The 13,195-nt window shown below is 69.7% G+C and carries 12 protein-coding genes; 9 read left to right on the top strand and 3 right to left on the bottom strand.

What is annotated here, in order from left to right; genetic code table 11:
- A partial coding sequence (locus tag AWZ10_RS10945) for a hypothetical protein (RefSeq protein ID WP_060890965.1) occupies positions 1 to 1,684 on the top strand: 1,684 nt, incomplete at its 5' end.
- Positions 1,685 to 1,882: 198 nt separating this feature from the next.
- Here AWZ10_RS10945 and AWZ10_RS10940 read toward each other — a convergent pair.
- Positions 1,883 to 2,212, bottom strand: a complete 330-nt coding sequence (locus AWZ10_RS10940) for a PASTA domain-containing protein (RefSeq protein ID WP_060890964.1) — start codon at positions 2,210 to 2,212, stop codon at positions 1,883 to 1,885.
- 185 nt (positions 2,213 to 2,397) lie between these two features.
- Positions 2,398 to 2,904, bottom strand: a complete 507-nt coding sequence (locus AWZ10_RS10935) for a GNAT family N-acetyltransferase (protein WP_046702475.1) — start codon at positions 2,902 to 2,904, stop codon at positions 2,398 to 2,400.
- A 145-nt stretch (positions 2,905 to 3,049) separates the two neighbouring features.
- Between AWZ10_RS10935 and AWZ10_RS10930 the strand changes: the two genes are divergently transcribed.
- Complete coding sequence (locus tag AWZ10_RS10930; RefSeq protein WP_037693716.1) at positions 3,050 to 4,342, top strand: geranylgeranyl reductase family protein; 1,293 nt, start codon at positions 3,050 to 3,052, stop codon at positions 4,340 to 4,342.
- 495 nt (positions 4,343 to 4,837) lie between these two features.
- Here AWZ10_RS10930 and AWZ10_RS10925 read toward each other — a convergent pair whose 3' ends face one another.
- Entirely contained in the window at positions 4,838 to 5,674 is an 837-nt protein-coding gene (locus tag AWZ10_RS10925) for a C40 family peptidase (RefSeq protein ID WP_046702476.1), read from the bottom strand.
- 717 nt (positions 5,675 to 6,391) lie between these two features.
- On the opposite strand from AWZ10_RS10925, the gene AWZ10_RS10920 reads away from it, so the two are divergent.
- The 7 genes from AWZ10_RS10920 to AWZ10_RS10890 all read left to right on the top strand — a co-directional run.
- Entirely contained in the window at positions 6,392 to 6,751 is a 360-nt protein-coding gene (locus tag AWZ10_RS10920) for an NADH-quinone oxidoreductase subunit A (protein ID WP_005476348.1), read from the top strand.
- Between the two features lie 13 nt (positions 6,752 to 6,764).
- A complete protein-coding gene (locus AWZ10_RS10915) occupies positions 6,765 to 7,319 on the top strand; it encodes a NuoB/complex I 20 kDa subunit family protein (RefSeq protein WP_037693723.1) in 555 nt (184 codons plus the stop codon).
- The gene (locus AWZ10_RS10910; protein WP_046702477.1) at positions 7,316 to 8,077 is read left to right on the top strand and encodes an NADH-quinone oxidoreductase subunit C; all 762 of its coding nucleotides are present in this window, start codon (positions 7,316 to 7,318) and stop codon (positions 8,075 to 8,077) included. Before AWZ10_RS10915 ends, AWZ10_RS10910 begins: the two co-directional genes overlap by 4 nt.
- Positions 8,074 to 9,414 (top strand): NADH-quinone oxidoreductase subunit D, encoded by a 1,341-nt coding sequence (locus tag AWZ10_RS10905; RefSeq protein ID WP_046702478.1) that lies wholly within the window; start codon positions 8,074 to 8,076, stop codon positions 9,412 to 9,414. The genes AWZ10_RS10910 and AWZ10_RS10905 overlap by 4 nt, the downstream gene beginning before the upstream one ends.
- Positions 9,415 to 9,443: 29 nt before the next feature.
- A complete protein-coding gene (nuoE, locus tag AWZ10_RS10900) occupies positions 9,444 to 10,274 on the top strand; it encodes an NADH-quinone oxidoreductase subunit NuoE (protein ID WP_060890966.1) in 831 nt (276 codons plus the stop codon).
- Positions 10,274 to 11,629 carry an NADH-quinone oxidoreductase subunit NuoF gene (gene nuoF / locus AWZ10_RS10895; RefSeq protein ID WP_046702479.1) on the top strand — a complete coding sequence of 452 codons (1,356 nt, stop codon included), beginning with the start codon at positions 10,274 to 10,276 and terminating at the stop codon, positions 11,627 to 11,629. The genes nuoE and nuoF overlap by 1 nt, the downstream gene beginning before the upstream one ends.
- Positions 11,626 to 13,195 (top strand): NADH-quinone oxidoreductase subunit G (locus tag AWZ10_RS10890; protein ID WP_159058250.1); only part of this gene is annotated, 1,570 nt, incomplete at its 3' end. The genes nuoF and AWZ10_RS10890, both read left to right, overlap by 4 nt.

Raw genomic sequence — 13,195 nt, 5'->3', positions numbered from 1 at the left:
TCCCGAGTACGTCCCCGTCCCCGCCCGCCCCTCACCCGTCGGCGCCTTCTTCGGCCGGGCCTTCCGGGGCGACTGGGGCGGCTCGGCGCTGGCCGCGCTCTGGCCGGTCGGGCTCCTCTTCGCGTCAGCCGTGGCCCTGGCCATTCCGTCGTACGGCCAGGGCGGCCCGGACGAGGAGGACTTCGTAGGTTTCGGCGACCGTCTGGGCCTCGCCCTCGCCACCCTCCTCCAGGGCCTCGGCGGCGGCTTCACGGTCTCCGAGAGGGGCGGTGGCGACTACGCGGGCGACTTCCAGTCCACCGAAGGCGCCCTCACCGTGACCCTGGTCCCGCTCACGGTGACCGCCCTGTTCGTCGGGGCGCTCTTCATCGGCGTACGACTGCTCCGTACGCGACTGGTGACACGCGCCGCGTACGGGAACGCGTACGGCGGCGGGCCGGGCGGCGCGTACACCGGTGGGTACGGCGGTGGGTACGGCGGCTCGTACGCCGGTGCCGGCACCGGCGGGCCCGGGGCGGTGCCCGGTGGCAGCCGTACCGCCGGGCTCGAAGCGGCTGTGCGGGTCACGCTGCTGGTGACGGTCGCCGTCCTGGTGCTCGGGCTGTTCGCGCAGCCCGAGATCGCGGTCGCCGAGGTCTCGACGTCGGCCTGGCGCGCGGCACTGGGCGCGCTGCTGCTCACCGCCGCCGTCTCGGCCGGCCTGTTGCAACGCGACGATCTGGCCGCCTGGCTGGCCGTCCGCCCCGGGCCCCGGGCCCTGTTCCGGGCGACCGGGACGGCCGTGCGGGCCATGGCGACCGTCCTCGCCCTCTGCTCGCTCGTCGCGTTCGTCGTCCTCGCGGCGAACGACGAGTGGCAGGCCGAATGGGACGAGGACCTCAGCCCGCTCCTCCTGGTGCTGCTCGTCCTGCCCAACCTCGCCGTCAACCTCCTCGGTCTCTCCTGGGGCGCGTCCGTCGAGGGCGAGGCGGGCCGTACGGGCTACGGGGCCGACTCGTCGTTCCGCGGCGACTCGTCCGGCGACTACGGGCTCGGCGAGTCCAGCCCGTACGGCGGCGGCTACGAGCGTGAGGCGTTCGGGCTCTCCGAACTGGGCGACGCCGTCAACTCCTGGGCGGTCGTGGGCGCGTTGACGCTCGGTGCGGTCTGCGCCCTGACCCTCGGGGTCCTCGCGGCCCGCCGCTCCTCGGGCCGTGGCGAACAACTCCTCGCCGCCGGTGTCTTCTTCGGCCTCTTCCTCCTCCTCGCCGGCATCAGCGGCTTCGGGATGGAGGCCTCCGGCTCCGCCACGACCGAGTTCAGCAGCGAGTTCTCGGCCGCGGGCCAGGTGGACGCCGGCCTCGACATCCCCGAGGTGCTTCTCTTCGGCCTTCTCTGGATCTTCGGCGCGGCCTTCCTCGCGCCCTACCTGATCCAGATGACAGGCGCACGCACGGCGGTGATCGCACCCCCGGTCCCGGCGATGCCGAGCAGCGGCCCGGCGGCCCACGGGGTCCCGCAGCAGCCTTCGGCCCCGGCCCCGGCCCCGTACGAGCCCCCGCTCGTCGAACTGGGCCACCATCACCTGCCACCCACAGAACCGGCCGGGCCCCGCAACCGAACCCTCGTCTGGACCATCACGATCGCGGCGGCCTTCGTGATCGGCGGGGGAGGGGCGGCGGCGATCCTGCTCTGGCATAAGTAGCGGGCACGTGACAGGAAGGGGCCGCGCCCCGTCATCGAGGGGCGCGGGGAACCGCGCCATCAACCACGGACAACCCGCGGCCCGCGATGCACCGAAGCCCCGTCCCGAAGCCCCCGTCCCGAAAGCCCGTCCCGAAGCCTCCGTCCCGAAGCCCCCGTCCCGAAAGCCCCAGCCCCGAACCCGGAACCCTCCGCGCTCCTACCGGAGAACCGGAAACGGATCGCCGGGCCCCGGCTCCTCCAACGCCCTGCGCAACCCCGGCGGCGGCCCTCCGCTCCGCGGCTCCCGCACACCCCCGCCGTCGTCCCCCGCCTCGAACCACACGGTCACCGCAGCCCCACGCGGCACCTTCACCCCGGGCGGCGGGTACTGCCGTACGACGTAGTCCACGACGGCGAGTTGGAAGTCGGGCCGGTCGGGCGCGACGAGGGTCACCCCGTCCGCCTCGGCCGTCTCGCGCGCGTCCACGGCCATCAGGCCGACGAACCGTGGCACACGCACTTCGAATGACTTGGGTGTTATGCGCACAGATGTTCACCCCCAGCGGTACCGGCAGGGTAACCGCCGAGCACCTCCGGCCGGAAGCGCTGAGTTGCAATCCGCGCCAAATCGCTACTGTGCGTGACGAGTTGCCGATATTGCGAACGAGCGGCCGCCTCGCCGGACTACGCGGGCGGGGAGTCGGGGCCCACTCGCCGACCGGCGTCAGAGCGTCACAGTGTCAGCCGATAGCAGCGCCCCATCTGCAGAGAGACCGGCGTCGTGTACTCCTCCGCCGGTTCCATGCCCAGCCGCCGGGTGACGGCGATGGACCGTTCGTTGCGGGTGTTGACCATGGCGACGACGCTGCCGACGCCGGCCGCCCGCACCCGCTCCAGGGTCTGCGTCGCGGCAGCGGTCACGTACCCCTTGCCCCAGTGGTCGCGGGCGAGCCGCCAGCCGATCTCGATCTCGCCGGTCGGGCCCCACTCCCGGGGCCATGGCTGGGCGCCGGTGAAGCCGATGGCCCGGCCCTCCTCGTCGAGCATGGTCCACAGACAGAACCCGTGCTCGGCGTCGTGGCGGCGCTGGCGCGCGGTGAGCTCCTCGTAGACGGACAGCTCGGCGGACCGGCCGCCGTGGAACTCCATGACGTCGGGATCGTCGAAGATCCGGTGCCAGGCGAAGGCGTCCTCGTCGGTGGGGACGCGCAGCCGTACGTCGGGCAGAGCTCTGTTCACAGGGGCAGCCCTTCAGCCGATGATCGGTACCGCTGAATAGACTGCCCATGTCCGACGCCCGTCGGCACATGTTTTCTGGCCGTCCGTTCTTCGGACATCCAGCAGGCTTTGCTTCGATCCGTCTACTTCTTGGGGAGAACCCGTCGTGACCGAGCCCCAGCCCCTTACCGAACACACCGCCGATGTGATCGTCGTCGGGGCCGGGCCAGCCGGTTCCACCACCGCGTACTACCTGGCGAAGGCCGGGCTGGACGTGCTGCTCCTGGAGAAGACCAGCTTCCCGAGGGAGAAGGTCTGTGGCGACGGCCTCACCCCGCGCGCCACCAAGCAGCTCGTGTCGATGGGCATCGACATCTCCGAGGAGGCCGGCTGGCTCCGCAACAAGGGCCTGCGGATCATCGGCGGCGGCGTCCGCCTCCAGCTCGACTGGCCGGATCTCGCCTCCTACCCGGACTACGGACTCGTCCGGAAACGGGACGACTTCGACGAGCAGCTCGCCCGCCAGGCCCAGAAGGCGGGTGCCCGGCTGCACGAGCGCTGCAACGTGGGCGCGCCGATCATCGACGACCGCACGGGCCGTATCACCGGGGTGCACGCCAAACTCGGCGACGAGAAGCGGGAAGTCACCTTCCACGCCCCGCTGGTGGTGGCGGCCGACGGCAACTCCACCCGCCTCTCCCTCGCGATGGGCCTGCACCGCCGCGAGGACCGCCCGATGGGCGTCGCGGTCCGTACGTACTTCACCTCCCCGCGCCACGACGACGACTACCTGGAGTCCTGGCTGGAACTCTGGGACAAGCGCGGACCGGGCGAGGACCGTCTCCTCCCCGGCTACGGCTGGATCTTCGGCATGGGCGACGGCACGTCCAACGTCGGGCTGGGCGTCCTCAACACCTCCGCCGCCTTCAAGGAGCTGGACTGGCGCGACGTCCTGAAGGCCTGGTGCGCGTCCATGCCCGAGGAGTGGGGCTACACCCCCGAGAACATGACCGGGCCCATCCGCGGCGCCGCCCTCCCGATGGCCTTCAACCGCCAACCCCACTACACCAAGGGCCTGCTGCTCGTCGGCGACGCCGGCGGCATGGTGAACCCCTTCAACGGCGAGGGCATCGCCTACGCCATGGAGTCCGGGCAGATCGCCGCCGACGTCATCGTCCAGGCCCATGCCCGCGCCACCCCCGGGCAGCGCGAACTCGCCCTCCAGCGCTACCCGCAGGTCCTCAAGGACACCTTCGGCGGCTACTACACAATGGGCCGCGCCTTCGTGAAGCTCATCGGCAACCCGAAGATCATGAAGCTCGCCACGCAGCGGGGCCTCACCCACCCGCTGCTGATGAAGTTCACCCTGAAGATGCTGGCCAACCTCACCGACCCGACCGGCGGCGACGCGATGGACCGCATCATCAACGGCCTGAGCAAGGTGGCCCCGAAGGCGTGATGGGGGACTGGGCGGGGTGACCGGGGCGACCCTGGCGTGAGCGGGGTCGTCCCGAAGTGTTCAGGGTGCTGAAGGTGATCGCGGTGCTGAAGGTGCTCGGGATGCTCGGGGTGTGAGGATGCCGTGGGCGCCGGGAGGCCGGCTTCCCCGGTGGTGGCGGGACGCGGAGTGCCGCCCACCCGCCGACCGCGACCGGGTCCAACCCATGAGCACGCCCTACGGTCGCCCCGTCGGCACCGTGCTGCTCGAAGCGGGCGATTCGGACGCCGAGCGCTGTGAGAACCACACGTCGTACCGACCCCGGGCGACGGAATCCCTGAAAACGCGTCGACGAGGCCTGTCGGCGACTCGGCCCGCCCCGCACCCTCGATCCGGGGTGGGAGCGCCCTGTGGGGCCCTTGTGGCCCTTTCTGAGGGCAGCCCGGAGGGCCGCTGTCCCCACCGGGAGAGCGGCCCTCTCGAAAAGCGCCTGGGCGACCGCGAGAGTGCGCGGCCTCAGAGCACGCGCACCGCACCCGTCGCCGGGTAGCCGGAGAGATCCTGGATGACGACACCCTTGGAGGGGTTCGCCGCGTCGAGGTACTGGCCGTTCCCGACGTAGACACCCACGTGGTACGCGGAGCCCTTGGCACCCCAGTACAGGATGTCGCCGACCTGCAGGTTGGACAGCGAGACCTCGGTGCCCTGCATCGACTGGTCCTGCGAGACCCGGGGGAGGTCCACACCGACCTGCTTGAACGCGGCCTGCACGAGCGAGGAGCAGTCCCACGCGTTGGGGCCGGTGGCGCCCATGACGTAGGCGTCGCCGAGCTGGGCCTTGAGGAAGCCGATCACCGTGCCGACGCTGCCGGAGGCCGGCGCCGTCGTGGTGGTCGTGGTGGTCGACGAGTTGGTCGTGAGGGTGGTCCGCTCGCTGTCGCGTGCGGCACGCTCCGCCTCGGCCTTGCGCTCGGCCTCGGCGGCGGCCTTCTTGCGGGCCTCCTCCTTCTTGGCCTTGACCAGGTCCTTCTCGGCCTGCTTGGCAGCCTGTTCGGCGGCCGTGTCACGCTCGGCCTGCAGCTGGTAATCGGCCGCCATCGCCTGCGTGGCGTCCGCGGACTGCGCGGCCTGCGTGGCCAGGTCGGCCGTGAGGGTGGGCAGTTCGAGCGTCTGCGTCACCGGCTCCGCGGCGAAAGCCGACGTGGACGCGCCGGCCACTGCCACGGTGCTGAGAACGCCACCGGCGACTCCGGCGCGCATCGCGATCGAGGACGCGTTGCGGCGGGGTTTCCGGTGGCTGCGTATGTGAGCGGTGTGGGACATGGGTACAAGCGGTACCAGCGACTCCTCCATACCTTCAAGAAACGTGTGGTGCGCCACAGTTGTTCAACGGCGGCCGTAAATTCCCTGTGCGTCACTCTTTATTGACGCCGTAACGGGCATAGCGGACACGGCCGGTCAAGCCTGTGATCATGCGCTTTCGTGAATACGTCCGAATTGCCCTGTGCTTACCATCGATTGCAGCGAGTGGCCAAGGTCGGTTGATTTGATCTTTCTGTGATGTGACACAGGTCACAGAGTGATCACCCATCGGTGCGGCGTCCTGCGCGGGGTCACCCGCTCCCGGCGCTCGTGAACGCGTGCACGCGTCCACATCGGCCGTCGGACCTCCCTCCGGGGTGTGAACGTCGCGCACTATCAACCGGTCTCGTCCAGCACCAATTTGCATGCAGCGGAATCCTCTTGATATGGAGACGACCTGCGTGACCAGCGGTAACGAGCGAAAATGTCACTTCTGGTGATCAGTCTGGCGCTTCGTGTATGAAGATCAACGCTCATCCGACTTCATGATCCTTCGTCAGGTGGTGGAGATCACAAACTCGGTGCCGTACCCCGTGTCGCAGATCACAGACCCGCAGGCATAGGATGCGGGGCAGTTGGGCTTGTGACCTGCTTCACATGTTCGCGATCTTCGTCGGGACGGGCGGAGTTCGTGGGACCGGTGGGGCGGGAGAGCAGGGCCCACGCCATCCGCCAGCAGTCAGTGCCGACTGAGAGGAGCGAGGAGCGGTGAACGCCTATGCGCCCATCCTCGTACTGGGAGCCCTCGGGGCAGGCTTTGCGATCTTCTCCGTGATCATGGCCTCGCTGATCGGCCCGAAGCGCTACAACCGGGCCAAGCTCGAGGCTTACGAGTGCGGGATCGAGCCCACCCCCACGCCGGCCGGCGGCGGGCGATTCCCTATCAAGTACTACCTGACGGCGATGCTCTTCATCGTCTTCGACATCGAGATCGTCTTCCTCTACCCCTGGGCCGTCACCTTCGACGCCCTGGGTGTTTTCGGGCTCGTGGAGATGCTGCTCTTCGTGCTCACCGTCTTCGTCGCCTACGCGTACGTCTGGCGCCGCGGCGGCCTGGAATGGGACTGAGGGGCCTTTAACCATGGGACTCGAAGAGAAACTGCCGAGCGGTTTCCTGCTGACCACCGTCGAGCAGGCCGCGGGCTGGGTACGCAAGGCATCCGTCTTCCCCGCCACGTTCGGCCTCGCCTGTTGTGCCATCGAGATGATGACCACGGGCGCGGGGCGCTACGACCTGGCGCGCTTCGGCATGGAGGTGTTCCGGGGCTCGCCGCGTCAGGCGGACCTGATGATCGTGGCCGGCCGGGTCAGCCAGAAGATGGCGCCGGTGCTGCGGCAGGTCTACGACCAGATGCCCAATCCCAAGTGGGTGATCTCCATGGGGGTCTGCGCGTCGTCCGGCGGCATGTTCAACAACTACGCGATCGTCCAGGGCGTCGACCACATCGTCCCCGTCGACATCTATCTCCCGGGCTGCCCGCCACGGCCCGAGATGCTGATGGACGCGATCCTCAAGCTCCACCAGAAGATCCAGACGACCAAGCTCGGCGTGAACGCCGAGGAAGCGGCCCGCGAGGCGGAGGAAGCGGCACTCAAGGCGCTCCCCCTCATCGAGATGAAGGGGCTGCTGCGATGAGCGACGCGAACGACAAGAACGACGCGGGCGGATCGAACGGGGTGAACCCCGAGAAGGACCTCGCCGCCTCCAACCTCCCCGGCCAGCGCGGCGACGGCGGTGAGGAGATCCGCGTCCAGCGCGGCATGTTCGGCGCGAACAACGGCGGCGACACCTCCGGCTACGGCGGCCTGGTCCGCTCCATCCGGCTCCCCGGCGCGACCGGCCGCCCCTACGGCGGCTGGTTCGACGAGGTCGCCGACGAGCTGGAGGGCGCCCTGGAGGAACAGGGCCTCGTCCCCGAGAACGTGATCGACAAGACCGTCGTCGACCGGGGCGAGATCACTTTCCACATCGAGCGCGAGCACCTGGCGCGCGTCGCCCGGACCCTGCGCGACGACCCGGCCCTCCGCTTCGAACTGTGCACCGGCGTCAGCGGCGTCCACTACCCCGATGACAAGGGCCGCGAGCTGCACGCCGTCTACCACCTGCGCTCGATCACCCACAACCGGCTGATCCGCCTGGAGGTGTCCGCCCCGGACGCCGACCCGCACATCCCGTCACTCGTCCCCGTCTACCCGACCAACGACTGGCACGAGCGCGAGGCGTACGACTTCTTCGGCATCGTCTTCGACGGCCACCCCGCGCTGACGCGGATCATGATGCCGGACGACTGGCAGGGCTTCCCGCAGCGCAAGGACTATCCCCTCGGCGGCATCCCCGTCGAGTACAAGGGCGCCCAGATCCCGGCTCCGGACCAGCGGAGGTCGTACTCATGAGCACGCAGCACGCAGCCGCCGAGTCCGCCGCCTCGGCGCGCGAGACCACCGAGGGCACCGTCTACACGGTCACCGGCGGCGACTGGGACGAGGTCGCCGAGACCGCCGCCCGGTCCGACGACGAGCGCATCATCGTCAACATGGGCCCCCAGCACCCGTCCACCCACGGTGTGCTCCGGCTCATCCTGGAGATCGACGGCGAGACCGTCACCGAGGCCCGCTGCGGCATCGGCTATCTCCACACCGGCATCGAGAAGAACCTCGAGTACCGCACGTGGACGCAGGGCACCACGTTCGTGACGCGCATGGACTACCTGACGCCGTTCTTCAACGAGACGGCGTACTGCCTCGCCGTGGAGAAGCTCCTCGGCATCGAGGAGCAGATCCCGGACCGCGCCACGATCATCCGCGTGCTCCTGATGGAGCTGAACCGGCTCTCCTCCCACCTGGTGTGCATCGCCACCGGCGGCATGGAGCTGGGCGCCACCACGATCATGATCTACGGCTTCCGTGATCGTGAACTCATTCTCGACATCTACGAGCTGATCACCGGCCTGCGCATGAACCACGCGTACATCCGGCCCGGCGGACTCGCCCAGGACCTGCCGCCCGGTGCGGTGGACCAGATCCGCGAGTTCGTGAAGAAGATGGAGAAGAACCTTCCCGAGTACGACAAGCTCGCCACCGGGAACCCCATCTTCAAGGCCCGTATGCAGGACGTCGGCTATCTCGACCTGTCCGGTGTCATGGCCCTCGGCGCCACCGGCCCGATCCTCCGCTCCGCCGGCCTCCCGCACGACCTGCGCAAGGCGCAGCCGTACTGCGGGTACGAGACGTACGACTTCGACGTCCCGACCGCCGACACCTGCGACTCCTACGGCCGCTTCCTGATCCGGCTGGAGGAGATGCGCCAGTCCCTGCGGATCGTCGAGCAGTGCCTGGACCGGCTGCAGCCCGGCCCCGTCATGGTCGGCGACAAGAAGATCGCCTGGCCCGCCCAGCTCGCCCTGGGACCGGACGGACTCGGCAACTCCCTGGACCACATCAAGAAGATCATGGGCACCTCCATGGAGGCCCTGATCCACCACTTCAAGCTGGTGACCGAGGGCTTCCGCGTCCCGCCGGGACAGGCGTACGCGGCGGTCGAGTCGCCCAAGGGCGAACTCGGGGTGCACGTCGTGTCCGACGGAGGCACCCGCCCCTTCCGGGTCCACTTCCGCGACCCGTCCTTCACCAACCTGCAGGCCATGGCGGCGATGTGCGAGGGCGGCCAGGTCGCCGACGTCATCGTCGCCGTCGCGTCCATCGACCCCGTGATGGGAGGCGTCGACCGGTGACCACCACCCCCGAGGGCGTCAGCCTGGGCATGCCCCAACTGCCCGCGCCCGACTACCCGGACGACGTTCGAGCCCGGCTGGAGCGGGACGCCGCCGAGGTCGTCGCCCGCTACCCGGACTCCCGGTCCGCCCTCCTGCCGTTGCTGCATCTCGTGCAGTCGGAGGAGGGCCATGTCACCCGCACCGGCATGCGGTTCTGCGCCGAGGTGCTCGGCCTGACCACCGCCGAGGTCACCGCGGTCGCCACCTTCTACACCATGTACCGGCGCAAGCCCTCCGGTGACTACCAGGTGGGCGTCTGCACCAACACCCTGTGCGCGGTGATGGGCGGCGACGCCATCTTCGAGGCGCTGCAGGACCACCTGAGTGTCGGCAACGGCGAGACCACCGACGACGGCAAGGTCACCCTGGAGCACATCGAGTGCAACGCGGCCTGCGACTTCGCGCCGGTCGTGATGGTCAACTGGGAGTTCTTCGACAACCAGACCGTCGACAGCGCCAAGCGCCTCGTCGACGACCTGCGCGCGGGCACCGAGGTCCGGCCCACGCGCGGGGCACCGCTGTGCACCTTCAAGGACACCGCGCGGATCCTCGCCGGCTTCCCCGACGAGCGGCCGGGGGCCGTCGAGGCGAGCGGCGGAGCGGGACCCGCCTCGCTGGTCGGCCTCCGCCTGGCCAGGGGAGAGACCGGACCCGCGCGCGTGGTCCATCCGCGGGACGGCGGACCGCACGACGAGCCGCGCGACAAGGTGCACGAGCCGTCACCCACCGAGCACCTCAGCTCGCACGACGCGCCGCAGGACACGTCGGCCTCGGACCCGGCCCACCCGGCGGGGCCCGCAGCCGAGGAGGGGGAGTGATGACGTTGGCACCCGAGATCAAGGGCACCAGCCCGGAGAAACTGCTCGCACCCGTGCTGTCGGCCTTCTGGGACGAGGACCGGGCATGGTCGCTCGACGTCTACCGAAGGCACGAAGGGTACGAGGGGCTGCGCAAGGCGCTGGCCATGTCACCGGACGACGTCATCGCGTACGTCAAGGAGTCCGGGCTGCGCGGCCGTGGCGGCGCGGGATTCCCGACCGGAATGAAATGGCAGTTCATTCCGCAGGGCGACGGCAAACCGCACTATCTGGTTGTCAACGCCGACGAGTCGGAACCCGGAACGTGCAAGGACATTCCGCTCCTCTTCGCGAACCCGCACAGCCTCATCGAGGGCATGATCATCGCGTGCTACGCCATTCGGTCCTCGCATGCCTTCATCTATCTGCGCGGTGAGGTCGTCCCCGTCCTGAGGCGGTTGCACGAGGCCGTACGCGAGGCCTACGCGGAGGGCCTCCTCGGCGAGAACATCCTGGGCAGCGGACTCGACCTCGACATCACCGTGCACGCGGGCGCGGGCGCGTACATCTGCGGTGAGGAGACCGCGCTGCTCGACTCGCTCGAAGGCCGCCGTGGTCAACCGCGGCTCCGTCCCCCCTTCCCTGCTGTCGAGGGCCTCTACGCGTGCCCGACTGTCGTGAACAACGTCGAGTCGATCGCGTCGGTTCCCGCGATCATGCACAAGGGCAAGGAATGGTTCAGGTCGATGGGCAGCGAGAAGTCTCCCGGCTTCACGCTCTACTCGCTCAGCGGCCATGTCACGAGCCCCGGCCAGTACGAGGCGCCGCTCGGCATCACGCTCCGTCAGCTCCTGGAGATGAGCGGCGGAATGCGACCCGGGCATCGCCTCAAGTTCTGGACGCCCGGCGGCTCCTCGACCCCGATGTTCACCGACGAGCACCTCGACGTCCCTCTTGACTACGAAGGAGTGGGCGCCGCGGGTTCCATGCTCGGCACGAAGGCACTCCAGTGCTTCGACGAGACGACCTGCGTCGTGCGTGCCGTCACGCGTTGGACCGAGTTCTACGCCCACGAGTCCTGCGGCAAGTGCACCCCCTGCCGCGAAGGCACCTACTGGCTGGTGCAGTTGCTGCGCGACATCGAGGCAGGCAAGGGCGTCATGAGCGACCTCGACAAGCTGAACGACATCGCCGACAACATCAACGGCAAGTCCTTCTGCGCCCTCGGCGACGGCGCCGCCTCGCCGATCTTCTCCTCCCTCAAGTACTTCCGCGCGGAGTACGAGGACCACATCACGGGCCGGGGCTGCCCCTTCGACCCCGCCAGGTCGACCGTCTGGGCCGACAAGGACAAGCACGCGGAGGTGAACGCATGACAGTGACCACCAGCGCTCCCTCCGGAGGGGGAGAGGCGGCGGTCCCGCCGGAAGATCTCGTCTCGCTGACCATCGACGGCGTCGACATCAGCGTGCCCAAGGGCACCCTGGTCATCCGCGCCGCCGAACAGATCGGTGTCGAGATCCCCCGCTTCTGCGACCACCCCCTCCTCGACCCGGTCGGCGCCTGCCGCCAGTGCATCGTCGAGGTCGAGGGCCAGCGCAAGCCCATGGCGTCCTGCACGATCACCTGCACGGACGGGATGGTCGTCAAGACCCACCTCACCTCCCCGGTCGCGGAGAAGGCGCAGAAGGGTGTGATGGAGCTCCTGCTCATCAACCACCCGCTGGACTGCCCCGTCTGCGACAAGGGCGGCGAGTGCCCGCTGCAGAACCAGGCCATGTCGCACGGCCACTCCGAGTCCCGCTTCGAGGGCAGGAAGCGCACCTACGAGAAGCCCGTGCCGATCTCCACGCAGGTGCTGCTCGACCGTGAGCGGTGCGTGCTGTGCGCCCGCTGCACCCGCTTCTCCAACCAGGTCGCCGGCGACCCGATGATCGAGCTGGTCGAGCGGGGCGCGCTCCAGCAGGTCGGCACCGGAGAGGGCGACCCCTTCGAGTCGTACTTCTCCGGGAACACCATCCAGATCTGCCCGGTGGGCGCGCTGACCTCGGCGGCGTACCGATTCCGCTCCCGCCCCTTCGACCTCGTCTCCTCGCCGTCCGTCTGCGAGCACTGCTCCGGCGGCTGCGCGACCCGCACCGACCACCGGCGCGGCAAGGTCATGCGGCGCCTCGCGGCCAACGACCCCGAGGTCAACGAGGAGTGGATCTGCGACAAGGGGCGGTTCGCGTTCCGGTACGCGCAGCGCCCGGACCGGCTGACCACCCCCCTCGTCCGCAACGCCGAGGGCGTCCTGGAGCCGACGTCCTGGCCGGAGGCCCTGGAGGCCGCCGCCCGGGGGCTGCTCGCCGCGCGCGGCCGGGCCGGTGTCCTGACCGGCGGCCGGCTCACCGCCGAGGACGCCTACGCGTACAGCAAGTTCGCGCGGGTGGCCCTCGACAGCAACGACATCGACTTCCGCGCACGCGTGCACAGCGGCGAGGAGGCCGACTTCCTGGCGGCCCGGGTCGCCGGACGCGGCCGCGACCTCGACGGTACGGGCGTCACGTACGCCTTCCTGGAGAAGGCGCCCGCGGTCCTGCTGGTCGGGTTCGAGGCGGAGGAGGAGGCGCCCGGCGTCTTCCTGAGGCTGCGCAAGGCCTGGCGGGGGCACAAGCAGCAGGTGTTCTCGCTGGCCACACACGCCACCCGGGGCCTTGCGAAGGCCGGCGGCACGCTGCTGCCCGCCGCGCCCGGCACCGAGACCGAGTGGCTGGACGCCCTCGCGAGCGGCTTCGGGCTGGACGACGACGGCACCAAGGCCGCCGAGGCGTTGCGTACCGAGGGCGCGGTGATCGTCGTCGGGGAGCGGTTCGCGGCCGTGGCGGGCGGGCTCACCGCCGCCGTACGGGCCGCGTCCCTGACCGGCGCGAAGCTGGTGTGGATCCCGCGCCGGGCCGGGG

Origin of the sequence: Streptomyces europaeiscabiei (genome assembly GCF_001550375.1) — a bacterium.
In the GTDB taxonomy this organism is placed as follows: domain Bacteria; phylum Actinomycetota; class Actinomycetes; order Streptomycetales; family Streptomycetaceae; genus Streptomyces; species Streptomyces europaeiscabiei.
This window is presented reverse-complemented; position numbering and strand designations above follow the sequence as displayed.